The 24,601-nt window shown below is 50.1% G+C and carries 24 protein-coding genes; 1 reads left to right on the top strand and 23 read right to left on the bottom strand.

The window, feature by feature from the left end; translation table 11 throughout:
- Positions 1–54: 54 nt before the first annotated feature.
- The 22 genes from ccmI to sixA form a co-directional block, all read right to left on the bottom strand.
- Positions 55–1,272, bottom strand: coding sequence for a c-type cytochrome biogenesis protein CcmI (gene ccmI, locus AC6R1A_RS04600; protein WP_500633240.1), 1,218 nt, complete (start codon positions 1,270–1,272; stop codon positions 55–57).
- Positions 1,269–1,775 (bottom strand): cytochrome c-type biogenesis protein, encoded by a 507-nt coding sequence (locus AC6R1A_RS04595; RefSeq protein ID WP_500633241.1) that lies wholly within the window; start codon positions 1,773–1,775, stop codon positions 1,269–1,271. Before AC6R1A_RS04595 ends, ccmI begins: the two co-directional genes overlap by 4 nt.
- The gene (locus tag AC6R1A_RS04590; RefSeq protein WP_500631882.1) at positions 1,772–2,326 is read right to left on the bottom strand and encodes a DsbE family thiol:disulfide interchange protein; all 555 of its coding nucleotides are present in this window, start codon (positions 2,324–2,326) and stop codon (positions 1,772–1,774) included. Before AC6R1A_RS04590 ends, AC6R1A_RS04595 begins: the two co-directional genes overlap by 4 nt.
- A complete protein-coding gene (locus AC6R1A_RS04585; RefSeq protein WP_500633242.1) occupies positions 2,323–4,281 on the bottom strand; it encodes a heme lyase CcmF/NrfE family subunit in 1,959 nt (652 codons plus the stop codon). The genes AC6R1A_RS04590 and AC6R1A_RS04585 overlap by 4 nt, the downstream gene beginning before the upstream one ends.
- Positions 4,278–4,763, bottom strand: coding sequence for a cytochrome c maturation protein CcmE (gene ccmE, locus AC6R1A_RS04580; RefSeq protein WP_334551092.1), 486 nt, complete (start codon positions 4,761–4,763; stop codon positions 4,278–4,280). Before ccmE ends, AC6R1A_RS04585 begins: the two co-directional genes overlap by 4 nt.
- Positions 4,760–4,966 (bottom strand): heme exporter protein CcmD, encoded by a 207-nt coding sequence (gene ccmD, locus AC6R1A_RS04575; protein WP_334551093.1) that lies wholly within the window; start codon positions 4,964–4,966, stop codon positions 4,760–4,762. Before ccmD ends, ccmE begins: the two co-directional genes overlap by 4 nt.
- Before the next feature lie 2 nt (positions 4,967–4,968).
- Positions 4,969–5,721 (bottom strand): heme ABC transporter permease, encoded by a 753-nt coding sequence (locus AC6R1A_RS04570; protein ID WP_500633243.1) that lies wholly within the window; start codon positions 5,719–5,721, stop codon positions 4,969–4,971.
- Between the two features lie 145 nt (positions 5,722–5,866).
- A complete protein-coding gene (gene ccmB, locus AC6R1A_RS04565) occupies positions 5,867–6,535 on the bottom strand; it encodes a heme exporter protein CcmB (protein WP_500633244.1) in 669 nt (222 codons plus the stop codon).
- A gap of 2 nt (positions 6,536–6,537) precedes the next feature.
- A complete protein-coding gene (gene ccmA, locus AC6R1A_RS04560) occupies positions 6,538–7,158 on the bottom strand; it encodes a cytochrome c biogenesis heme-transporting ATPase CcmA (protein ID WP_500633245.1) in 621 nt (206 codons plus the stop codon).
- A gap of 252 nt (positions 7,159–7,410) precedes the next feature.
- Positions 7,411–7,899, bottom strand: a complete 489-nt coding sequence (locus AC6R1A_RS04555) for a DUF2802 domain-containing protein (protein WP_500628700.1) — start codon at positions 7,897–7,899, stop codon at positions 7,411–7,413.
- Positions 7,899–8,393 (bottom strand): chemotaxis protein CheW, encoded by a 495-nt coding sequence (locus AC6R1A_RS04550; RefSeq protein ID WP_006959436.1) that lies wholly within the window; start codon positions 8,391–8,393, stop codon positions 7,899–7,901. Before AC6R1A_RS04550 ends, AC6R1A_RS04555 begins: the two co-directional genes overlap by 1 nt.
- A 37-nt stretch (positions 8,394–8,430) precedes the next feature.
- Complete coding sequence (locus AC6R1A_RS04545) at positions 8,431–9,522, bottom strand: chemotaxis protein CheW (protein WP_500633246.1); 1,092 nt, start codon at positions 9,520–9,522, stop codon at positions 8,431–8,433.
- Positions 9,515–10,291, bottom strand: a complete 777-nt coding sequence (locus tag AC6R1A_RS04540) for a ParA family protein (protein ID WP_487903592.1) — start codon at positions 10,289–10,291, stop codon at positions 9,515–9,517. The genes AC6R1A_RS04545 and AC6R1A_RS04540 overlap by 8 nt, the downstream gene beginning before the upstream one ends.
- 10 nt (positions 10,292–10,301) lie before the next feature.
- Complete coding sequence (locus AC6R1A_RS04535; RefSeq protein WP_500633247.1) at positions 10,302–11,438, bottom strand: protein-glutamate methylesterase/protein-glutamine glutaminase; 1,137 nt, start codon at positions 11,436–11,438, stop codon at positions 10,302–10,304.
- Positions 11,439–11,462: 24 nt separating this feature from the next.
- On the bottom strand, positions 11,463–13,679 hold the full coding sequence (locus AC6R1A_RS04530) for a chemotaxis protein CheA (protein ID WP_500633248.1): 2,217 nt from the start codon (positions 13,677–13,679) through the stop codon (positions 11,463–11,465).
- A 9-nt stretch (positions 13,680–13,688) separates the two neighbouring features.
- Positions 13,689–14,408, bottom strand: a complete 720-nt coding sequence (locus AC6R1A_RS04525) for a protein phosphatase CheZ (RefSeq protein ID WP_500625771.1) — start codon at positions 14,406–14,408, stop codon at positions 13,689–13,691.
- A 41-nt stretch (positions 14,409–14,449) separates the two neighbouring features.
- Positions 14,450–14,818, bottom strand: a complete 369-nt coding sequence (gene cheY, locus AC6R1A_RS04520) for a chemotaxis response regulator CheY (protein WP_017635949.1) — start codon at positions 14,816–14,818, stop codon at positions 14,450–14,452.
- A 44-nt stretch (positions 14,819–14,862) separates the two neighbouring features.
- Positions 14,863–15,597 (bottom strand): RNA polymerase sigma factor FliA, encoded by a 735-nt coding sequence (locus AC6R1A_RS04515; RefSeq protein ID WP_334551111.1) that lies wholly within the window; start codon positions 15,595–15,597, stop codon positions 14,863–14,865.
- The gene (locus tag AC6R1A_RS04510) at positions 15,590–16,477 is read right to left on the bottom strand and encodes a MinD/ParA family protein (protein ID WP_334551112.1); all 888 of its coding nucleotides are present in this window, start codon (positions 16,475–16,477) and stop codon (positions 15,590–15,592) included. Before AC6R1A_RS04510 ends, AC6R1A_RS04515 begins: the two co-directional genes overlap by 8 nt.
- 13 nt (positions 16,478–16,490) lie before the next feature.
- Positions 16,491–17,990, bottom strand: a complete 1,500-nt coding sequence (gene flhF / locus AC6R1A_RS04505) for a flagellar biosynthesis GTPase FlhF (RefSeq protein ID WP_500628705.1) — start codon at positions 17,988–17,990, stop codon at positions 16,491–16,493.
- 29 nt (positions 17,991–18,019) lie between these two features.
- A complete protein-coding gene (gene flhA / locus AC6R1A_RS04500) occupies positions 18,020–20,113 on the bottom strand; it encodes a flagellar biosynthesis protein FlhA (protein ID WP_500625769.1) in 2,094 nt (697 codons plus the stop codon).
- A 169-nt stretch (positions 20,114–20,282) separates the two neighbouring features.
- Positions 20,283–20,747, bottom strand: a complete 465-nt coding sequence (gene sixA, locus AC6R1A_RS04495; protein WP_500628707.1) for a phosphohistidine phosphatase SixA — start codon at positions 20,745–20,747, stop codon at positions 20,283–20,285.
- Positions 20,748–21,060: 313 nt separating this feature from the next.
- Here sixA and AC6R1A_RS04490 point away from each other — a divergent pair, with 313 nt between their 5' ends.
- Positions 21,061–23,835 carry an insulinase family protein gene (locus tag AC6R1A_RS04490; RefSeq protein WP_500633249.1) on the top strand — a complete coding sequence of 925 codons (2,775 nt, stop codon included), beginning with the start codon at positions 21,061–21,063 and terminating at the stop codon, positions 23,833–23,835.
- On the opposite strand, the gene AC6R1A_RS04485 is transcribed toward AC6R1A_RS04490, so the two are convergent.
- Complete coding sequence (locus AC6R1A_RS04485; RefSeq protein WP_500631872.1) at positions 23,827–24,423, bottom strand: VOC family protein; 597 nt, start codon at positions 24,421–24,423, stop codon at positions 23,827–23,829. The genes AC6R1A_RS04490 and AC6R1A_RS04485 overlap by 9 nt on opposite strands.
- Positions 24,424–24,601: the final 178 nt, after the last annotated feature.

Here is a 24,601-nt window from a genome sequence, read left to right as displayed (position 1 = left end):
CCATGAAAAAAGCCGGTCGTGACCGGCTTTTTGTTAATCCATAAGCATTGGGAATTAGTACTGCTTATCTATTAGCACTTCAACTGGTTCCCCTATCTTAACCGCTTCGCTCTCGCCAAACCAGTCCCCTGCTTTGGTGGCAACATTGCCATCGCTGTCAATGCGCACACGCACCATCAACGCATCGAGCGATGAGAGTTTACGTGCTTCCAACATGCTGTTGCTGTCATCCAACACCACAGTGCGCGGGAAGCTCCCCACAGGGTAGCGCGCTGCTGCGACTGGCATAGGCGCGCCATCGGCGCTGTGCACTGACACAATCAGCGAAGCATTCGGATCCGCTTGTACACTAGGGTCAAGCGCAATCGTCACCGCCACAGATTGACCGTTACCTATCGCTTGCCCCATCTGCTTGCGCGCGTTGTCAATACTGCGCGAGAGCATCTCATAGCGACTATCCTCTGGGCCGATCATCTGCTGCATCACGCCCCAATAACGAATCGCCGCTGGGAAGTCCTGACGCTCGTAAGCATCAAACGCGAGCAAAGAGAACACACGCAAGTCGACATACTCTTGCTGAACCAACTCTGAGAGCAAGGTACGAGCACGGTTTTGATCAAACTCATCTTGAGAGAGCATCAAGGCTTGAGCATAACCCAGTTGAACATCGGTGTTCTCGGGTTCTAGACGATAGGCTTTTTTCATCGCACCGATCGCCGTATCTACATCGCGATTAGCGAGGCCAATACGACCGAGTAGCAACCAACCCGTTGAATCATCCGGTTGATAATGAAGGCGGGTTCTCAACGCCAAGGTTAAGTCTTTCATCTCGTCGTCGCTCAAGCTGGCGCCTTCCGGCGACATGAGCTTTTTCGATAGCGCAGGCAAGTTTGCACTCACTTGCTGCCATTCACTGACTTGATTGGCTCCACCAAACTGGAAATACATCGCATAAGAGAGCGCAATGACCAGCGCAAATGATGGCACTAGCACCCAGACCGGCTTGATAGTAGCGCTATCAGCGCCCCCCTCTTTGGTAGGGATGTCATCGAGCAGGGATTGCTTAAGATCGTCGATGAGCTCTTGTTGGTTCTCCACCAAGCCTTCATCGGTTTCTTCAGCAAGTTCCGAGAGACGGTCTTTGTAAAACGCTTTATTGAGCTCGTCACGCAGACGGACATCTTGGTTCTCTGTGCGTCGAATGAAAGGCAAAGCAACCAGCAAGCAGCTCATGACGATTAAAATGACTGAGGCTACCCAAAATAGTGTCATTTGTGTTTATCTCCATCATTTTGTTCATCAAGAAGGGCTTTCAGTCGCGCTTCCTTATCGGCGCTCCATTGCTCATCGGGCACACTCTTTACTTTGCTTTTTCTGCTGCGAAGAACAATCAGCGCAAAGCCCAGCACCACCACACACAGCGGGCCAATCCACAGAATCGAGGTGGCCAATGTGAACGGCGGTTTGTAAGTCACAAAATTGCCGTAGCGCGCGATCATGTAATCAACAATCTCTTGCTTCGATTTGCCGTCTTTGGTCATTTCGTACACTTTTTGGCGCAAATCGACCGCAAGTTCCGCGTTAGAGTCCGCAATGGTGTTGTTTTGACATTTCGGACAACGCAAGGTGTGCCCGAGCTCCTTGAACTGCTGCTCTTGCTCGAGAGTCTCAAATTCATACACCTCGATGGCCGCTTTCGCTGCCATTGAGAGCGTCAATGCCGTCATTAACATCAAAGTTAAAAGCAGAAAGGGGGAAACGCTCTTTCGAATCATTGTACTGCTTCCTCAACCATACGTTGGTACATAGGCTCTAGCTTCTCTGCCCAGTTGCGTGCGTTCACATCACCCACATGGCGGTACTGAATCACGCCATTTGCATCAATGAGGAACGTCTCTGGCGCGCCATAAACACCAAGATCTAGGCCCAACATACCATTGCCATCAAACAGGCTGATGAGATACGGGTTACCGAGGTCGTTGAGCCAGCCGACTGCCTTAGTGCGATCGTCTTTGTAGTTCAGTCCGATGATTTTAACGCCTTGGCTAGCCAACTCATTAAGATACTGATGCTCGGCATAGCACGTAGGGCACCACGTTGCCCAGACATTGAGTAGCAAAGGCTCGCCAACAAAAATCTGTTGATCGTACAGTTTGCCCGGTTCCGCTAAATCTTCTAAGCGAAACTCTGGCACCGTTTTACCGACCAAGACCGACTCCAACTTTGTGGGATCATCACCATGTTGGTTTTTGATGAGCTGGGTGGCAAAAACGCTGACTAATCCTAAAAAGGCCACCAAGGGAATAAACAGTAGCTTCTTACTCATGATGCCTCCTGCTGGGTATTCTTTCTAAATCGGTAACGCTTATCGCTGATGGCAATCGCACCGCCGAGAGACATCAACAGAGCCCCCGCCCAAATCCAACGCACAAACGGTTTGTAGTAAATACGTACGGCCCACGATTTGTTGTCGTCGAGTTGCTCGCCCATCGCAATATAGAGATCGCGCGTTATCCCTCGATCGATCGCCGCTTCGGTCATCATAGAGCGCGCCGTGCGGTAGAAGCGTTTCTCTGCATGCAAGGTATTGATGTATTTGCCGTTAAGGGTAATTTCAAAATCCGCAATATAGCCATCATAGTTGGGGCCATCTTTGTCTCGTAAGCCTTCAAAATAGAAGTCATAACCTTGAATTTGGAAATGCTCGCCAGGTGCCAAACGGACATCACGTTCGATACTGTAGTTTTGCACCATGGCAATACCGATAATCGAAACCGCAAGACCGATGTGGCCCAACATCATCGCCCAGTGACTGCGCTGAAGTTTTTTCACACCACTCCAGAAAGGGTGACGGTGCGTCGCACGTTGGTAGAGCTCAAACCCATGCAGCAAGATGATCCACAGTGCCATCACCCAGCCGATATACGCCATCACCAAGAACTGATCGGCTAGCCACACAGTGAACAAGGCAGCGAGCAACAAAGAAGCCACGCCAGAGATAAGCATCGGCACTTTGACGGTTTTTAGGTTGTCGCGTTTCCAGCGGATCAGCGGTCCAATACCGAGGAAGAAGGCAAACGGCACCATCAACCAGGCAAACAGCATGTCAAAGAATGGCGCACCAATGGAGACAGAGCCTAACCCGATTTGCTTGTGCACCAGAGGTAATAAAGTCCCAACCAACACCACGACTAACGCCGCAATCAGCAACACGTTATTGACCAACAGCGCATTTTCGCGTGATACCAACTCGAAGTTGCCACGCACACGAACCGACGCGCCTTTGAGCGCAAACAGAAGCAGTGAGCCGCCGATGACAAACACCAAGAAGCCAAGGATAAACATCCCACGCGAAGGATCGGAAGCGAAAGCATGCACCGAGACCAGAATGCCGGAGCGCACTAAGAAGGTGCCCAATAAGCTGAGCGAGAATGCCGATATGGCCAGTAGCACGGTCCACGCTTTGAACGTGCCGCGTTTTTCGGTCACAGCGAGTGAGTGCATCAGCGCTGTACCGGCAAGCCAAGGCATGAAAGAGGCGTTTTCAACTGGATCCCAGAACCACCAGCCTCCCCAACCTAACTCGTAGTAAGCCCACCATGAGCCTAACGCAATACCCAGAGTGAGGAAAAGCCAAGCGGCGGTTGTCCAAGGACGAGACCAACGCGCCCATGCTGTATCAAGTCGACCGGTCATCAGCGAGGCGATCGCAAATGAGAAAGCAACCGAAAAGCCTACGTACCCCATGTAGAGCATGGGTGGGTGAATGATCAACCCCGGGTCTTGCAGTAACGGGTTTAAATCGCGGCCATCGACCGGGAAGTACGGCAAAGTACGTAAAAACGGATTCGAGGTGACGATGATAAACAACAAAAAGCCGACCGTGATCAGACCCATCACCGCCAGTACGCGTGCGACCGACTCTTGTGGCATGCCTCGACTAAAGCTTGCCACCGCAACCGTCCAACCCGCTTGGATAAGAACCCACAGCAGCAATGAGCCTTCATGGGCACCCCAAACCGCGGTCAGTCGATAGTACCAAGGCAATTGCGTGTTGGAGTTACTTGCCACATAGTTCAAGGTGAAGTCGTTGGTATAAAACGCCCACAACAAGATGGCAAACGACACCAACAGCAGCAAGAACATCCCCCAAGAGAGCGGTCTTGCAGTGTTCATCAAAAGCGTATTGTTACGCGATGCACCGACCAGTGGCAAAATGCTCAAGAGCACTGCCATGGCGAGAGAAATAATCAGCGCAAAATGGCCAATCTCAGCAATCATTGGTCACTTCCTTGTTTTTGCTCTTGAGTGTACTGAAGCGGTTCGTGGGTCTTCTTCATCGCTTCGGCCACTTCAGGCGGCATGTACTCTTCGTCGTGCTTCGCTAACACTTCAAACGCCTCAATGGTGGTCGCGTTTTTTAGTACGCCTTGCGCCACGATCCCTTGCCCCTCGCGAAATAGGTCAGGCAAAATGCCATCGTAGTAAATGGTCACTTTCGGGCCGATATCATGTAAGTCAAACGACACACGCAGAGATTGCGGATCGCGCTTAACAGACCCTTCTACCACCATGCCACCAATGCGAAGGCGTTGACCCACTTCTGGTTTGGTGCCATCAGGCTTACCGTTGACCAGCTCGGTTGGTGTATAGAAAAGATCCATGTTTTGGTTTAGGGCATAGAGCATCAAACCCACGGTCGCAGAGATGCCGACAAAAATAGCAAGGACAATACTGAGTCTCTTTTTACGTCTTGGGTTCATAAGGTGTTCTCCAAATTTTTCGCCGCTTCGATTCGTGCTTGGCGGTCTACTTTTGCTTTCACATCGCGCAAGATGCCTTTGCCACGCTTCACACTGACCACCCAGAGTATCCACATCGACAAAAACGTGATTCCAAACGCACTCCACACATAGCCGGCATAACCGCCCATTGCCCAAAAATCACTTAAGCTATCAAAATGCATGGTTAGGCCTCCTGCTTCGATTCTTCTGTGGCGAGTTGAACCACCCACGGGCGATGGCTCTCTTTAGCCAAAATTTCATTTCTCAAGCGAACCATGGTCAGGCTGGCAAAGAAAAACGCAAAACCAAAGATGTTCAAGAGTAAAGGCCACAGCATGTTCGCCGAGATAGACGGCTTTTCGAACTTGGTGATGGTGGCGCCCTGATGCAAGGTGTTCCACCATTCCACTGAGAAGTGAATGATAGGCAAATTAACCACACCAACAATCGCTAAAATACCGGCTGCTTTGGCGGCGGTTTTTTGATCATCAAACGCGTGATACAGCGCAATCACGCCAAGGTAGAGAAACAACAGAATCAACTCAGATGTTAGGCGAGCGTCCCATACCCACCATGTACCCCACATCGGTTTGCCCCACACGGCCCCCGTTAATAAGGCAATGAAGGTGTACACCGCGCCAATTGGCGCCATCGCAGAGGCTGCCATATCCGATAAGCGGACTTGCCACACCAATCCGATAAACGCGGCGATCGCCATTGACATGTAGACGCCCATCGACCAGATCGCAGAGGGTACATGGATATAGATGATTCTAAAACTGTCGCCTTGTTGGTAGTCAGAAGGCGCAAAGGCCAGCCCCCACACGGTTCCGGCGACGAGACACACCAAGGCTAAAACGGAAAACCAAGGTAAGCACTTACCGCACAATCGGTAAGCGGCTTCTGGCTTGGCATAAGGATGGAGCCATTTCCACATCGTTTTACTCACTCTTACTTCTGGGCACCGTCCCGCAAAATTCATCAACGGGTCATTCGGTCGGTTTATTTATTGTCGTTATGTTTTATTTATGACCATTATGTCATGTATAGAAAGGGAATTTTTCGTGCTTGATTCAAAACAATCAAGTCACGCTTACCCTAAGTGCTGCACTGATCGCAAATGGCGTTAACGTCATCGATCCCACCAGCATGGCACCGAGTATCGCTAACTGTCCGTTATACGCCATGCCAAGCGATGCCGCATCAATCGCGGAGGTCGCAAAAATCAAAATAGGTATATAGAGCGGCAGCACCAATAAACTCAGCAACACGCCACCTTTCTGCAGACCAACGGTCAGCGCAACGCCTATCGCTCCAATAAAGCTCAGCGTGGGTGTACCAATCAAGAGTGTCAGCACGACACCAAGCCAAGTATTAAAATCCAGCGATAGTAATATGGCGAGCAGCGGGCTAATCAGAATGAGCGGCAATCCCGTTAACAGCCAGTGTGCCACCACCTTTGACATCACCACCAGCGGCAATGGAATGGGCATCAGCATCATCTGCTCAAGTGAACCGTCTTGGAAGTCATCCCTAAACAGGCGCTCTAAGGAGAGCAGCGCCGACAACAGTGCCGCGACCCAAACGATGCCTGCAGCAATGCGAGCCAACAAATTGGGCTCAGGCCCGATGCTGAGCGGAAAGAGCGTGATGACAATAATAAAGAACCACAATGGGTTAAAAATATCCGCTTGACGGCGAAACGCGATCAGCAACTCACGGCGAATTATCGTGTTCATAGCTGCGAGCATGGCTAGTCACCTAACTTAATTTTTCTAAGGATGGGATTGTCGGCAAACATGTCTTGGTGCGTCGTCAAAATCACTATGCCCCCTTGCTCTGCATGTTGCAGAAAGAGCGCTTCTAACACCTTGACGCCTTGCTTATCGATGGCCGTGAGAGGCTCATCTAAAATCCACAATTTATGTTCACTGAGCCACAACCTTGCCAATGCTACTCGTCGCTGTTGCCCCGCAGACAGCTGCCCAACGGGAACATCCTCTCGCCCTGCCAATCCAACTTTGACCAGAGCGTTATAGATATCGGTTTTCGTGAGCGCTTGCTGGCTGTGCAGGCCGAGATAAAAACGCAAATTTTCGTACGCGGTGAGTTCGCGCTTGATGCCGGTCTGGTGGCCGAGAAACAGCAAGTCTTGATGGAAAGCTTCACGATTGGAGAGCACAGATTCACCACGCCAAGCAATGTCTCCGCACTCTTTGTCACCAAGACCCGTAATAATGCGCAGCAACGTCGTTTTTCCGGTGCCGTTGCGCCCTTCAATTTGTACTAATTCACCTGGCTCTATATCGAAAGAGAGCGATTCAAACAACACTCTTTCATCTCGGATCGCCGTCAGTTGCGAGACTTGTAACATGTATGACCAATCAACCATTTTCGAGCCGCTAGTTTACCACAGCCTTTTCACGACAAAACTACCAACACTGACCTAGGCTCACGAAACTACGTAAGATTCTGTTAATAATTGATTATGTTTATGCTTTCGGCGTGAAAATTGTGATTTACAGCGATGTGAATTTCACACTCTACCCCTTATGGATAGGGTGAAAGAAAAAAGGATGCCTGAATGGGCATCCTCAATATTTGCGACACTGCTAATTTGATAATGTCACTTTCGTACCGGGCGTTTGCGCGCCTCTTGACGTCTTGGTGTGCTCTGGAGTGGAGGAATCTTCTCCTCTCCCGCTAATTTCTTCTGTAATGACATCATCAGCTCCGCTTCCGCCTTGGGAAGCTCACACTGTTCAATCAACTCATCCAAATCAGCCCCGAGTTGGACCATTTTGGTCGCTCTTGAATAGAGACGCCCATCACTGTCCTCTTGCTCAAGTTCTGTCACGCGTTCATTGAGGTGCTGAATGATGTCCTGCTGCTCGCTGATCCTTTGTCCAAGTCCAACAACAACCGAGCGCACTTCTAAAAGCTGCTTATTGGCCTTTTGCAGCTCTTTATCAAAATGCCGTTGCTGCTGGCGAAAATGATCGGCCGTTCTCACTTGACCTCGCTTGAGGCGAAACAGCGCAAGCAAAAGAAACAAAAAGACGAACGCCACCGCCCCTGCTAACACAGGTGCGGGAGCCACAGCGAAGATATCCATTATAGGTGAGCCATCTCATCCCATTCTTCGTCAGTCAACAGCTTGTTCAAGTCGACAAGGATAAGTAGCTTACCATCACGGTTGCTGACACCCTGAATGAACTTGGCGCTTTCGTCAGTGCCGACACTTGGTGTTGTATCGATTTCAGAAGAACGGAGGTAAACCACTTCAGCCACACTATCAACCAGAATACCGATCACTTGGTGCTCAGACTCAATCACAATGATGCGAGTGTTGTCAGTGATCTCACCTTCCATGAGACCAAAACGTGAACGCGTATCGATGACAGTGACGACGTTACCACGAAGGTTGATAATACCCAGTACATAGTCTGGCGCACCCGGTACTGGTGCGATTTCGGTGTAACGCAGCACTTCACGCACTTGCATTACGTTAATACCGTAAGTTTCTTCTTCTAGTTGGAACGTCACCCACTGAAGTACTTCGTCATTGGACTGGTCTTTTCTTACTTCGACTTCATTCGTTTGAGACATACCTATTCCTCTCTGCCCAAATTGGCCTTAAATGAACTTATTTATCTAGTGCTTTAACATCAAGTCCTGCATTAAGCATAGCTATCAATGCCTCAACGTGAACCAAAGCACACATTTTTTCTTTTACCATACCCGCAAGCCACGGACGCTTCCCGGCAGTCACACGCCAGCGGACCTTTTCAGGGCTGAGCGACTCAGTACCCAGCAATTGCGTGCTTGCTAGTCCCCAAAGGCTCTCACCAAGCATGACAATGTATTGATATTCGTCTTTATGGCTATCATCTTTCAGCTTTTCGGCCATCACCCATTTCGCGGTATCCACCACATCAAGCTGAGAATCCCGATTGGTTTGTAAACCCAAATACCAAGTTGGTCGACCAATTAAATGATTCAGATCGCCAATACGGTGAATGCCGCCAAGCTCATCGAGTGGCACCGCAAAGGTCACGCCATTCACCTCAAAGTAGAGTACCTGAAACGATACGTGACGCTCGGTACTTTGCCAGCTGTCTAGCGCATTGCCACTGGATGTCTCGAGTTCGCTCTGCACCTCGACCGTGGATTCAATATGCTGCTCCACTTCAGCAATAGGTACTTCAGCAATCGGCTCCTCTGCGACAGGAAACTCAGCGATGGGCACCTCATCGACCACCTCAGTTAGTGGCGGTTCGAACGTCGCAACGTCCTCTTCGACGAACGCCTCCGCCTCTTGTGTTGGGGCTAGGGGTTCATCGATCACCCAATCTTGAATCTCTTCGACTTCTGGCTTCACAATGTCAGGTTCAACCTGAGCAATCGCCGCCGTATTCTGCTCCATGACCTCTTCTAATTGTAAGTCAGCAACAGGATTCGTCGACTCGAGCTGTTTAAGCAGTCTTTCTACGTCCTCAAGATTGGGCACTTCCAAATCGACCGTCGACTGTAAGATGTAGCTGTTTTCAGCCACGGGCTGCACTTGTGGCTCTGGCTCCCATGACGTTTCAACCGCATGCATTGGCTCGACTGTGTCCGACGATTCATCTTGTGGCGCGGCGACCTGAGTCTCTTCTAGCTCCACCTCTTCGTCGAGCAAAGCGGCAAAATAATCATCCAGTGCCTGTTCACCTGACAGCAACGCGTTGTTACTCATTGAGCGCTAACCTCTCTAAATGAATCAACAGCTGCTTGTAGGCAAACACACCGCGACTGCCTGCCGCAAAGTGTGAGACAGGTAAATGCTTTAAGCTCGCATCACGAAATTTGGTATCAATCGGAATGGCCGAAGACCACACCTGATTCGGGTAATCTTTCTTAAGCTGCTGCAGGGTTTGCAGCGACGCGCGAGTCCGCTTGTCGTACATGGTGGGGACTATCGTCACTTTGAATGCACGATTACGAGACTTCTGCATGATCGCCAACGTGCGAACCATGCGCTCTAAGCCTTTCATGGCCAAAAACTCGGTCTGAACCGGAATCAAAATTCGATCGCTCGCCGCCAAAGCATTGACCATCATCACCCCTAGGATAGGTGGGCAATCAATCAACACATAATCGTATTGATCTCGAATCGCGAGCAAAGCGCGCTTTAGAATTAACCCCATACCGCTGCGATTACCCATCACGCGATCCAGCGTCGCTAAAGACATGTGCGCCGGAATCAGATCAATGCCTTCAATGTCCGAGTTCATGATCAAAGGGTTGACGGTGCTTGGGGTATAATCCTTGAGCTGAAAAAGATCAAACAAACTGGCAGGTACGCTGTCGGAATCATAACCAAGATAGGTCGTCAAAGAGGCATGCGGATCGGTATCGACCAATAACACCCGTTTACCTTGCTGGCTTAATAGGCCGGCCAGCGTAATGGTGGTGGTGGTTTTGCCTACGCCGCCTTTTTGGTTTGCAATACTCCAAACTATCATGTCGCCACCTCTACGCGAGTCCAAGCTCAACCAACATTCGCTCTGGAATGCGGTCTAGAGGTAGATCTTCACTGGAGAGTCCGGCTTTAGCCACAGCTTGAGGCATGCCATACACCACACAGCTCTCTTCATCCTGCGCCCAAATCGTTGCGCCGGCATTTTTCAGCATTCGTGCGCCTTCACGACCATCCGCCCCCATACCCGTCAGTACCATCGACAACACTTGGTCACCATACACTTTGGCTGCACTGCCAAAGGTGACATCGACACAAGGTTTGTAGTTCATCCGCTCGCCACCATCAATCACACGCAATTTAGCGCTACCTGGGCGGCCATCAATCATCATCTGCATACCACCTGGCGCGAGATAAGCCACACCTGGTCTTAGCATATCGCCATCTTCTGCTTCTTTAACGGTGATTTTACACAGCGAGTTTAAGCGACTCGCAAACGCCGCGGTAAACGTCGCAGGCATGTGCTGAATAAGCACGATTGGATGCGGATAGCTTGCGGGTAATTTGGTGAGAATTTTTTGCAAGGCGACCGGGCCACCGGTGGAGGTTCCGATAGCCGTTAACTGATATTTTTTACCACTGGCTTTAAAGCGCGTCGCATTCACCGCCGGACGCGACTGTGTGGCGGCGCTTGGTGCCGTTCTTGCTGTTGAGGTTGAACGAAGCGCAGATGAGGTCGGCGTGCTTCTTGGCGCGGCCGTCGCCGGTTTTGCCACCGGACGGCGCATAAAGGTTCGACGCGAAGCGATTTGCAACACTCTTTGTTGCAGTAACGTCACCGCTTCATCTCGATTGCGCGCGATGTCTTCAAACTTTTTCGGCAAAAAGTCCAACGCTCCGGCTTCCAGCGCATCGAGGGTCGCTTTCGCACCATCGTGCGTCAATGATGAAAACATCAAAATCGGAACAGGACTTTGCGCCATAATTTCGCGGACGGCAGTGATGCCGTCCATAATAGGCATTTCGATGTCCATAGTGATGACGTCAGGCTTAAGCGACAGTGCTTTTTGCACCGCCTCTTTGCCGTTGGTTGCGACATCCATCACTTCAAGCTTAGGCTCAGAGTTAATGATCTCGCTAACACGACGGCGAAAGAAGCTCGAATCGTCAACAACTAATACTTTGATTGCCATATAAATCCTTCTATTTACGCACCGTTAGATGCGTGATGCCGCTGCGTATTGTTTCAGCAGATCAGGCACATCAAGAATCAAAGCAATGTGACCATCACTGGTAATCGTTGCCCCCGCCATACCCGGCGTCCCTTGCAACAACTTATCAAGCGGCTTGATGACGACTTCTTCTTGTCCAATCAAGGTATCCACAACAAAGCCAACACGCTGGCTTCCTAGTTGAACGATAACCACATGACCATGCCCTTTACGTAGCTCGACTTTCCCCGCACTCGGCGCTAGCCAGTTTTGCAGATAGAATAGCGGAATGGATTTGTCTCGAACGATGATGGTCAATTGGCCGTCGACGACGTTAGTGCGGCTCAAATCCAAATGGAAGATCTCGTTGACACTTGCCAAAGGCAACGCAAATGGATGCCCGGCCACCCCAACCATCAAGGTTGGCAAAATCGCCAGTGTCAGAGGTACTTTGATCGTAATCTTGGTGCCTTTACCGAGCTCTGAGTCAATATCGATCGAGCCGTTTAAGGTATTGATGGCCGTTTTCACCACGTCCATACCCACACCGCGACCAGAGATGTCAGAAATCTTCTCTTTACTTGAGAAACCTGGCATGAAGATCAGGTTGAAACACTCTTTGTCTGTGAGGCGAGACGCTGCGTCTTCATCCATCATGCCACGTTTAACGGCAATCGCACGGAGCTTATCTGGGTCCATACCGCCACCGTCATCGACAATAGCCAGTTCAATATGATCACCTTCTTGCGAGGCAGACAGAATCACTTTACCCGTGCGCGGCTTGCCAGCGGCAACGCGATCGTCGGGCATTTCTACACCGTGATCCACCGAGTTTCGAACCAAGTGGATCAATGGATCGGCAAGCGCCTCAACTAGGTTTTTATCTAAGTCTGTCTCTTCACCGCGCATTTCCAGCGTGATGTCTTTGTTCAGGCTACGCGCCAAGTCTCGAACTACTCGCGGGAAACGACCAAACACTTTCTTAATCGGCTGCATGCGCGTTTTCATGACCGCGCCTTGCAAGTCCGCAGTGACAACGTCTAGGTTTGCGACCGCTTTAGACATCTCTTCATCGTTGCTATTAAGCCCCAAACTGAGTAAGCGGTTTCGCACCAACACTAGCTCGCCCACCATGTTCATGATGACATCGAGGGTTGAAGTATCCACACGGACCGTGGCTTCCGCTTGAGTTTTCTTGGCCGGAGCAGACGCCTCTTTCTTCTCGGCAGGGGCTGGTTTTGCAGCAGGCTGCGCTTTCGGAGCCGCCGCTGGAGCCGGTTGACTTGGTGCAGAAGATGGCGTCGCAGCAGGTTTAGGTGGCACTGGCTTCGTGGCCGCTTCGAGTTCTTCCACTGATGGACCTTTACCTGCACCATGCAGGTTGTCCAACAGCTTCTCGAACTCTTCATCAGTCATTAAATCGCCATCACCAGCCGCAGGGCTCGGTGGTGGAGGTGGCGGCGGAGCAGACGCCGCTGCCGCTTCATTTTCACCTGGTCCTTTGCCGACCCCGTGAAGTTCATCAAGCAGCTTTTCAAATTCATCATCGGTGATATCACCGCTCATGTCTGCACTTGGCGCTGGAGCAGCTGATGACTGCGCTTCGGCTTCTTTACCAGGTGCACTGCCCTTGCCGTGAAGCTCATCAAGTAGCTTTTCAAATTCGTCTTGGGTGATTTCGTCGATAGAACCGCCAGAGCCTGACGGGGCTGCATCTGCAGTTGGCGCTTCCCCGATAGGTTCTTCGACTACAGGTTCTTCGACCACAACCGGCTCTTCGACGACAGGCTCAGGCTCAACGGGCGCTTCGGCTTGGGGCACCTCATCTTCTGAAGCCGGTTTGCTTAGACGATGGAGTTCCTCAAGAAGCGCAGGGTCAGCAGGCGTTAACGGGTCTCTGTCTTGGACAGCCTGAAACTGTTCATTGACGGTGTCGAGTGCTTGCAGCATGGTATCCATCAAGCCAGAATCGACCTGACGCTGGCCATTACGCAGCGTATCAAACACATTCTCTGCGCCGTGACATGTGTCAACAAGCTCAGTCAAAGAGAGAAACCCTGCGCCCCCTTTCACCGTGTGGAAACCACGGAAAATGGCGTTGAGCAAATCTCTGTCATCTGGGTTGTTTTCCAATTCTACCAACTGCTCAGACAGTAGTTCTAGAATCTCACCCGCTTCTACCAAAAAGTCCTGAAGAATATCTTCGTCTAAATCAAAGCTCATATGTTACCTCTAAAACCCAAGACTAGAGAGCAAGTCGTCCACTTCGTCTTGTGATGAAACGGCATCATCCCTTTCATGAGGGTTAAGGATTGGCCCTTCCGGATCCGTAGATGCTTTATTCTTGTTATCTGTGCTGCCTTCCAACTGGCTTGCGCCAAACGCAGTGAGAATCTCAACTAATCGTGCTTCAACTTCACTAACCAAAGTAATCACGCGTCTAATAATTTGTCCGGTCAAATCTTGGAAATCTTGAGCCATCAGTATTTCCGTCAACTGACCGCGTAACTCTGAACTGTCGCCTTCGACTTGACCGAGCAGGTCATCAATGCGGTGGCACAAGGCTTTGAACTCTGCAAGGTCAATGCGCCCGTGCATCAATTCGTTCCACTGAGGACGTACCTTCAGTAGCCCTTCGTGCAGATTGTCTGCAATCGGCATACAACGGTCGACGGCATCCATGGTTTTGTTCGCGGCGACTTCTGTCTTGTCAATGACGTATTGGAGGCGATCCCTTGCATCAGGAATTTCGTCATTCGCGATTTCGTTAACTCGTTCGCTGAGCGTAAACTGCTTGATAGACTCGTGCAGATCACGGGTTAACTCGCCAATCTCTTGAAGCATCGGATTGGCATTTGATTCATGAATGTCTTTAACAAGAAGGTCTGCTTCCTGCTGTTGACCGTTTTCTAATAGTTCGACAAGTTGTTTTGCCTGTTCTAATGAAATCATTCTGAATTTGGCCTATTGCGCCACGTCGTCAATTCCTTGACTTATAAACGCTCAAAAATTTTGTCTAGTTTTTCTTTTAGTGTTGCCGCGGTAAATGGCTTAACGATGTAGCCGTTCACACCCGCTTGTGCCGCCTCAATGATCTGTTCACGCTTTGCTTCCGCAGTAATCATCAAAACAGGAAGGTGCTTAAGCTCAGCATCGGCGCGAATGTGTTTGAGTAGGTCAATACCTTGCATGCCTGGCATGTTCCAGTCGGTCACGACAAAGTCGAAATCACCTTTTTTCAGCATAGGTAACGCAGTCAAACCATCGTCGGCTTCTTGAGTGTTATTAAAACCCAAGTCACGAAGTAAGTTCTTAACGATTCGGCGCATTGTTGAAAAGTCATCAACAATTAGGATTTTCATGTTTTTATTCAAAATTGCCTCCACTGAGTTTGATATCAGTGATGTTAGTCATTATTTGTCCAAGCACTCAACTTTGTGCGTAGACGTTGCATTGATTGGCTTAGTATCTGGCTAACGCGTGACTCGCTAACCCCAATTACCTCACCGATTTCTTTCAAGTTTAACTCTTCATCGTAATAAAGCGAAAGTACTAGTGCCTCTCGTTCTGGTAGAGATTTGATCGAGTCGACAAGTGCGGTGCGAAAATACTCATCTGCCACCCCTTTAAAAGGGACATTGTCTTCCTCTTGGTCCTCAGGCGAAATCGAATCTTCCGAGACGCCTAAATCCTCTATCCCAACCAAACGTGAACAGTTAATGTCCGTTAGTATGGTGTGGTACTGATCCAGGCTGATGCCCATAAACTGCGCCACTTCCGCATCGGTTGGGTCTCGATTCAGTTGCCCTTCCAACGAGGCGATAGCTTGACTGATTTCTCGATTGTTCTTATGCACAGAGCGAGGAACCCAGTCTCCACGTCGGATGTCATCCAACATCGCGCCTCGAATCCGTATGCCCGCATACGTTTCAAAACTGGCGCCTTTACTACCATCGTAGTTTTTTTGTGCCTCTAGCAGACCAATCATGCCCGCCTGAATAAGATCTTCTACCTGCACACTCGGAGGCAAACGTCCAAGCAAATGGTGAGCAATACGCTTCACCAGCACCGAGTATTTTTCTAAAAACGCTCGCTGGCTATCGTGATTGGCATATTGGTCGTAGGTCAGGGCCTTATTCACCAAACGGTTCCTCTAGCATCTCATTCTTATTTACTAAGCGTTCTACAAAAAACTCAAGATGTCCACTCGGTACTTTCGGAATTGGCCAAGTGAGCGCTTTACTGGCCAATGAACCGATGGCGAGAGCAGCAGGGGAGCGCGGGAAGGCGTCCACAACAATCTTTTGCTTTTTAACGGCTTGTCGAACTTTATCATCTAAAGGAATACATGCTACGAGCTCAAGACTCACATTCAAGAATCGCTCTGTGACCAAGGTCAACTTTGCGAACAATTCTCGGCCTTCTCGATAGCTTCTGACCATATTTGCAACAATTTTGAATCGCTGCACTTGGTGGTCCTTGTTCAATAGTTTAATTAAAGCATACGCATCGGTAATTGACGTAGGTTCATCACACACGACGACAACCACATCTTGGGCCGCGCGCGAAAAACTCACTACCATATCAGAAATGCCTGCCGCTGTATCAATCAACAGCACATCCATTTCGTCTTCGAGACTGCCAAAAGCGCGAATCAAGCCCACATGTTGCGCGTGGGAGAGTTCGGTCATCGACTGTGTCCCTGATGTTGCAGGAATGATGCGAATACCGTGTGGCCCTTCAACGATGGCGTCTTGCAGGTCACACTCTCCGGCCAATACATGGCCTAAATTGCGTTTAGGTCGAATGCCGAGCATCACGTCCACGTTGGCCAGACCTAAGTCAGCATCGAGCACCATGACTTTTTTACCTTGGCGCGCCATACAAATTGCCATGCCTAAGGTTACGTTTGACTTACCAACTCCGCCTTTGCCTCCGGTTACCGAAATAACTTTAGTCAACGAGGGTTGGGTTAAGCGGCGTAGCCCGCTAGCTTGGTCTTGAATCATATTCTTCGTCATAATCGTCCGCCGCCTAGAACCTGTCTGCGTCACTATTCCAATAGTGAGGTTCGTTATCTGTCGACTTCTCTAGCAACTCATTTGCTTTCGCTACCATGTATTTTGGCTGAGCAATCACAATGTCTTCTGGTACACGCTGTCCATTCGCGATATACGCGACGGGCAGTGCGTTTTGCACCACAACACTGACAAACTCTCCCAAACTCAGTGACTCATCGAGCTTGGTCAAAATACATCCAGAAAGTGGAATACGTTTAAAGTGATCAATGGTCTCTTGTAATACTTTGCGCTGCGCCGTGGCAGGCAGTACCAAGTAGCTATGAATCACTTCACCAATTTCGTGCATTAGGGTGTCAAGCTGCTCTGACAATCGGACATCGCGCTGTCCCATGCCGGCAGTATCGACCAAAATTAGGCGACGATTTCTCAACTGATAAATAACATCGGCTAATTCATTGGAATCTTTAGCAACTTTTACTGGGCACCCCATAATTCGACCATAAATAGCCAACTGTTCATGAGCACCAATTCGATAAGTGTCTGTGGTCACAAGCGCCACGTTGTCCGCGCCAAACTCCATGGCAGCGCGTGCGGCCAATTTGGCCACCGTCGTGGTTTTCCCCACACCGGTTGGGCCAAGTAATGCGACCACACCACCGCGTTTAAGGATGTCTTGTTTGGAGATAGGGATCTGGTCTGAGACTAAACCCAGCAACGCTTTCCACGCTTTGGTAGGCGGCGTGTCTTCAGGTATGTAACACGCTAATTGATCGGCCAAATCCGAAGAGACGCCCATCCGCTCAAGGCGCTTAATTAACATGGCTCTAAGGGGCTCTCTTCGCTCCACTTCTTGCCACATTAACCCCGATACTTGATGCTCAAGCAGACGACGAATCGAGGACATTTCCTCTTTCATCTCTTCAAAATCTTCGTTGGGCATCGCTGACTCTTGCGCGCGACCACGCTCATAACGAGAAGGATCCAAGCGCGCAGCCGGTTTTTCAATACGGCGGTCTTCTGCAATCAGCTTGGCCAAAGGCGAATCTTCACGTACGCGAACATCGTTATCCTGACCTGATTTATAAGAGGTATTTTGACGCTTCAACAACGCCGCCAGCGAGTCTTCTTCTTCCTCATCACGAGGCGGAGTCCCGCCACGATATTGGGCCAGCATATTGGCAAAACGTTTGGTCATCGAACGTCCAGAATCACCTTGTGATTGTAGGCTCACCTTATCATCATCAAGGCGACGCTGATTCGATGAGGCTAAGCTCGCACTGGCTTGGCTATGCTGGTTAGCGGACTGAGAGGCGGGGACATGTCGTGGGTTGGAGTTGTAGCTGTGACTTGGCGCCGCTCGCTTCGCTGCGGAATCTCCGTCAACAGCCGCCACGATTTCTACGCCACCAGCGACTTTTTTGTTCGACATGATTACTGCGTCATCGCCTAACTCTGCTTTCACTTGAAGCAGAGCGCCACGCATGTCTTTTGCAAAAAATCGTTTAATTTTCAAATTAGATACCGTGTTTTACCGACTCTGTTCTAGTTACCGACAGCTTGAACAATGCGGATTTGTTTTTCGTCAGGTATTTCTTGGTATGACAGCACACGCAGTGATGGAATCGTATTCTTCACGAACTTGGCTAAGGTTGAACGCAACACCCCTGATGTCAGGAGCACAGCAGGCTCACCTTTGAGCTCTTGTTCTTGTGTGGCATGGCTCAGTGATGATTGCAATCGCTCTGCCAAACCAGGTTCTATCCCTGCGGACTCTCCTCCCGAAGCTTGCATTGTTTGATGCAATATTTGTTCCAGTTCAGGAATCAAGGTAATAACCGGCAACTCTGGCTCTATACCGTTGATTTCCTGAACGATTAAGCGCTTCAATGAGATTCGTGCAGCGGCCGTTAGGATGTCGGGTTCTTGACTCTTTGATGAGTATTCCGACAAGGTCTGAACGATGGTACGAATGTCTCGAATGGGCACGGCTTCGTTGAGTAAGTTTTGCAGAACTTTCACCACGACGCCAAGTTGCAGCTGATCGGGTACAAAGTTTTCCACCAACTTCGGCGCGCTGCGGCCCAACATTTCAAGTAGATTTTGTACTTCTTCATGACCGAGCAGTTGAGAGGCGTTGTTGGTCAACAGCTGGCTTAAGTGCGTCGCCAATACCGTGGACGAGTCAACGACGGTGTAGCCTAACGCCTGAGCATGCTCGCGCTGCTCCTCGCGAATCCACACAGCTTCAAGCCCAAACGCGGGGTCAATGGTCGGTTCACCCTCAATCATCCCGTACACTTGGCCTGGGTTGATTGCCAGCTCCATATCTGGGCGAATCTCCGCCTCGCCTACCGCAACGCCCATTAAAGTGATGCGGTAGCTATTTGGCGTCAATTCCAGGTTATCGCGAATGTGCACAGCTGGAATGAGGAAGCCAAAATCTTGAGAGAGCTTTTTACGCACCCCTTTCACTCGCTCAAGCAGTTCACCCCCTTGGTCTTTATCCACCAATGGGATCAGGCGGTAGCCCACCTCAAGACCAATGGTATCGACCGGCTGAACATCATCCCAAGAGAGCTCTTTCGGCGTGGGAGCTTCTGTCTCTTGCGTGGCGGGCAGGTTCTTGCTCTCGGCCTGTTTTTTCTGCTTGCGTTGAATGAGGTACGCACCGCCGCCCGCCAACAGAGCGAGGAGCAAAAACGCAAAATGAGGCATACCCGGAACGATGCCCATGACAAACAAAATCGCGGCGGTGATCATCAGCGCCTTGGGGTTGTCAAACATCTGAAAGACAACCTGCTGTCCCATATCCTCGTCTGTATTTTGACGCGTCACCATGATCGCGGCGCCAATCGACAACAGCAATGATGGGATCTGGGCGACCAAACCATCACCAATGGTCAGCAAGGTATAGATTTGAATCGCTTCACCAAAGCCGAGGCCGTATTGCGCCATACCGATCGATAAGCCGCCGATAATGTTGATAAACAGAATCAAGATACCGGCGATGGCGTCACCTTTAACAAATTTTGACGCACCGTCCATCGAACCATAGAAATCGGCTTCTTTGGTCACTTCTTGACGTCGAGTACGCGCTTGATCTTGGTCGATCAGTCCCGCGTTCAAGTCTGCGTCAATCGCCATTTGCTTACCAGGTAAAGCGTCCAAGGTAAAGCGAGCACTCACCTCAGAGATACGCCCTGCACCTTTGGTCACGACCATAAAGTTGATGATCATCAAGATGAGAAAGACCACCAAACCGACAGCGTAGTTACCACCAATCACCACGTTACCGAAGGCTTCAATCACAGAACCTGCCGCTTCAGGTCCTTCATGACCGTACAGCAGTACCACACGCGTTGAAGCAACGTTGAGCGCCAAACGCAGCAAGGTCGCAATCAGCAGTACCGTGGGGAAAGCCGCAAAATCAAGCGGGCGGCGTGTGTAAACCGTGACGAGCAGCACCACCATCGCCAAAGCGATGTTGAAGGTAAACGACAAATCGAGCAAAAAAGGCGGGATCGGCAATACGATCATCGCCAATGTCGACAGCACCATGACAGGCGCGCCTATCGCGGGTAAGGCTCGCTGAGGTATCGGTGGCAGCTTATCTGCAAACGGCAAAGAAAACTTCATAGGTAAGTAATGAGAATCTATGGAAAAAGAGTCAACGTCAGCTGTTTATGCAATTTTTAGTCCAGTGATGTTGTCAAAAAACTGGCTAGAGACAAGAACTAGGCGACCCATCTTTCGAAGTGACACCTGTAGCACGACTGACGTTCACGCCTGGATATTGCTGACGGCGTTAGGGTCTGAGGTTAAACAGCAACTCGCCTTGTTTGGTCTGAGGTTGGTAATCGACACAAGCCAACCCTGAGGTAGGGAACAGTGGCGGCGCCATATCCACCACAAACTCCGCGGTCAAATATCCAACCAGAGGTAAGTGAGAGACGAGCAACACAGACTCTAGCTGCTCAACATCAATCAAGGCGTCAAGATACTGCGCGACTTGCTCAGAGTCCCCATAGGGCGTGATGTCATCCAGTGTCTCAACTTTATTGGCGTCAAAGCAGTGAGCGATCTCCTGCCATGTCTGCTGAGCACGGATATAAGGGCTAACAAGAACCTTATCAAAAGAGCGATAGCCCTGCTCGACACACGCTTTTGCGACCGCTAGAGACGCTTGTCGACCATTCGCGGTTAACTCACGCTGGGCATCACTGTCGGCAAAATGCTCTGCTTCCCCATGGCGCATAATAAAAATTTTCATGGCTAAATCCTACACTACCCTGCCAGCGCCCATTCGACGTGGCAAATTTATTATCGTGCCAGTCCTGCTGGCCATTTTTACTCTCAAGTATATCAAGAGCGTGGCTAAAGACACCGATTTTATTAATGAATTGTTGACGAAACGATCGCAATCTCGGGCAGGTTCCGACGAGCGTTTTATAAAATCAATGACTTTTCTTGACGATATGGTTTGCAGACAGGCACATCGCGTTCATAATTGTTAAAAAGAACGACGACTATTTGCATTACCCTAATCGCCATTCACATCACTCGCCCACTTTTTGGAGAACATCGTGCACATTAGCCCAAATGATACCAATCAATACCATTATCTCGAGTTGGACAATGGCTTGAGGGTATTGTTGATTCACGATAAAAACGCACAGAAATCCGCTGCGGCATTGGCGGTGAATGTCGGTCACTTCGACGACCCGGAAGATCGTCAAGGATTAGCCCATTACCTCGAGCACATGCTATTTCTCGGCACAGAGAAATACCCTAAAGTGGGGGAGTTCCAAAGTTTTATTAGTCAACACGGCGGGTCAAATAACGCTTGGACGGGCACTGAACATACCTGCTTCTTTTTCGATGTCTCTCCCACGGCATTTGAATCTGGCCTACATCGTTTTAGTCAGTTCTTCACCGCACCACTGTTTAACTCCGAAGCACTCGATAAAGAACGCCAAGCGGTCGACTCTGAATACAAACTGAAACTCAATGATGACTCGCGCCGACTGTACCAAGTCCACAAAGAGTTGGTGAATCCTGCTCACCCGTTTAGCAAGTTTTCAGTGGGTAATATCGACACCTTAGGCGACCGAGAAGGCCAATCGATCCGCGACGAAATCGTTGCCTTTCACCGTGATCACTACTCAGCGGATCTCATGACACTCACAGTGGTCGGCCCGCAGTCGTTGTCTCAACTTGAGGAATGGGTGCGAGAGAAATTCACCACAGTGCGCAATCAGCGCTTGGCGGGCAAGCAGATAGAGGCGCCCTACACTCATCCGGGTTCCACCGCTATCCGTGTTAATGTCGAACCGGTTAAAGATCTGCGAAAAATCATCCTCACCTTCCCCATGCCAAGCATGGATAATCATTATCAAACCAAGCCTCTCTCTTATTTCGCTCATTTGCTTGGCTATGAAGGCGAAGGCAGCTTGATGTTGGCACTCAAAGACGCTGGGTGGATCACTTCGTTGTCCGCAGGGGGCGGCACCAGTGGCAGCAACTACCGCGAATTTACCGTCAGCTGCGCACTGACCCCAGAAGGGCTTGAGCACATTGATGAACTGGTTCAGGCGGTGTTTAGTTACCTGACCTTAATCAAAGCGCACGGTTTTGACGAATGGCGCTACATGGAAAAACGCGCCGTGTTGGAGTCAGCGTTTCGTTTTCAAGAGCCGACTCGCCCCCTCGATTTAGTCAGCCATTTGGTCGTCAACATGCAGCATTATCATGCGCAAGACATCGTCTACGGCGACTTTATGATGGCGGGCTACGATGAGGCTTTATTACGCGAATTGATGGGCTATTTCACGCCGCAGAACCTGCGCATCACCGTGATTGCCAAAAACTTGCCGTGTGACCAGCAAGCCAAATGGTACTTCACGCCCTACTCGGTTAAGCCACTCAGTGATGAACAGATGGCGTTCTATCACGCGCCATCAACGCTGACGTTTGCTCTGCCAGAGAAAAACCCGTTTATCGCCTACGATCTCGATCCTCAGCCTATTGCTGAGCATCAGCTTGTCCCTGAAATCCTTGAGAATTTGCCTGGATTTACTCTCTGGCACATGCAAGACAGCGAGTTTCGGGTGCCAAAAGGCGTTGTCTATGTGGCGATTGATAGCCCACATGCGGTCGCCAATCCGCGCAATATTGTCATGACGCGTCTGTGCGTGGAGATGTTTTTAGACTCGCTGGCCAAAGAGACCTACCAAGCTGAAATCGCTGGTCTTGGCTACAACATGTACGCACATCAAGGGGGCGTGACGCTCACCCTCTCCGGTTTTAGCCAGAAACAACCCGAGTTGATGGCGATGATCCTGAAACGATTTGCAGCGCGAGAGTTCAGTGCTCAACGTTTTGAGACCATCAAAGCGCAGTTGAAACGAAATTGGCAAAACTCGGCGCAAGATCGCCCTATATCGCAGTTGTTCAATGCACTAACAGGCATACTCCAACCCAATAACCCACCGTATGCGACGTTACTTGACGCGCTAGATACCATTAACGTCGACGAGCTAGCACGTTTTGTCGATGCTATTTTAGCCGAGTTGCACGTTGAGATGTTCGTCTATGGTGACTGGACCAAACGCGATGCGCTCGCCCTCGGTGAGACATTGAAACACGCGTTGCGCGTCAAAAATCAGCAGTATGAAGAAGCACTTCGTCCATTGGTCATGCTTGGCGAAAACGGCACCTTCCAACGAGAAGTGCACTGCAACCAAGAAGACTCAGCGGTGGTGCTTTATTACCAATGCGAGGATTCCTCGCCAAGAAACATCGCCCTCTACTCGTTAGCAAACCACTTGATGTCGGCGACATTTTTCCATGAAATTCGCACCAAACAGCAACTGGGGTATATGGTGGGCACCGGCAACCTGCCCCTCAACAAACACCCCGGTATTGTGTTGTACGTACAGTCGCCCAATGCCGCTCCGATTGATTTAATTGCGTCGATTGACGAGTTCCTTAATGCTTTTTACATGGTGTTGCTTGAACTGAACGAGTACCAATGGCACAGCAGTAAGAAAGGGCTTTGGAACCAAATCGCCACCCCAGACACCACATTGCGCGGCCGCGCGCAGCGTCTTTGGGTCGCGATTGGTAATAAAGACAAAGAGTTTAATCAGAAAGAAGTGGTACTGCGTGAACTTAAGAGCCTGACCAGAACGGACATGATTCGCTTCGTGGTCAATAAACTCAAACCGCGCACCGCCGATCGTTTGATCATGCACACTCAAGGCAACGCACACAGTGATGCCCCGCCGCTCAATTTAGGTCTAGAGATTGGCTCTATCGAACAGTTCCAACTCCGACCTAAAGATGTCGAACTAGGCTAACTCAGACGCCACAATGGCCTTTAACGAATGGGGGTGGAGCTTGATGCACACCCCTTGATATTTAAAGGCGACCGTCGGGTTGCTGAGCCGCTCGCCCTCTCCTTTCGGACTCGACAATTTCACTTTCACTCCCATCTCATCCAGCTTCCCCCAATGCGCTTTCAATAGCGGAAAACGATGCTTGATCTCTTCAAGGTAAGCCTCGGCATCTTGTGCCTGTGAGGGAACCACAAATTCAACATGTTCCCAACTTTGCTCTGGATACACTTTTCCGGGCGCCGGATAAGGGAGCTCTAAGCACTCAATCGACCAGCCCAAGCTTTCAAGAGGTTGATGAAACTCAAGCACAACGATGGGACGGCCATTAATACGCGCTGTCGAGATTTCCTTACCCTCTTCACGCCAGGCCTGATGGGCAAGTTCAGCCAACGCATTGTCATTGATGCGCATTGCGATGTGATCCGCCTGGTAAGGACTCAAATCCAAATGCAGCAACTCGCTTAAATCGCGAATTTTATGCATGAAGTTATCCAAATTAGCTTTCATTTGCGCTGGCAACAGCGCTGCGTCTGACAGGGATTGAGCCATGGTTTTGCATCCAGTACGTTGAGATTGCGGCAATAGTAACAAGTTCGCGCTGAAAAGTAGAAAATTTCCCAATTAAGTCCCTATAAGCGCCGCGATAAAGTTGTTATTATGTGCGCCAATTTATGAACTAGATCGAGATATGCATTCACCCTATCCCCACGGATATTATGCGCAGCAA

This window comes from Vibrio sp. R10-SG3-ISO3, assembly GCF_059834225.1.
The sequence above is the reverse complement of the archived record's forward strand: the minus strand, read 5'-3'. Positions and strand labels throughout refer to the sequence as shown.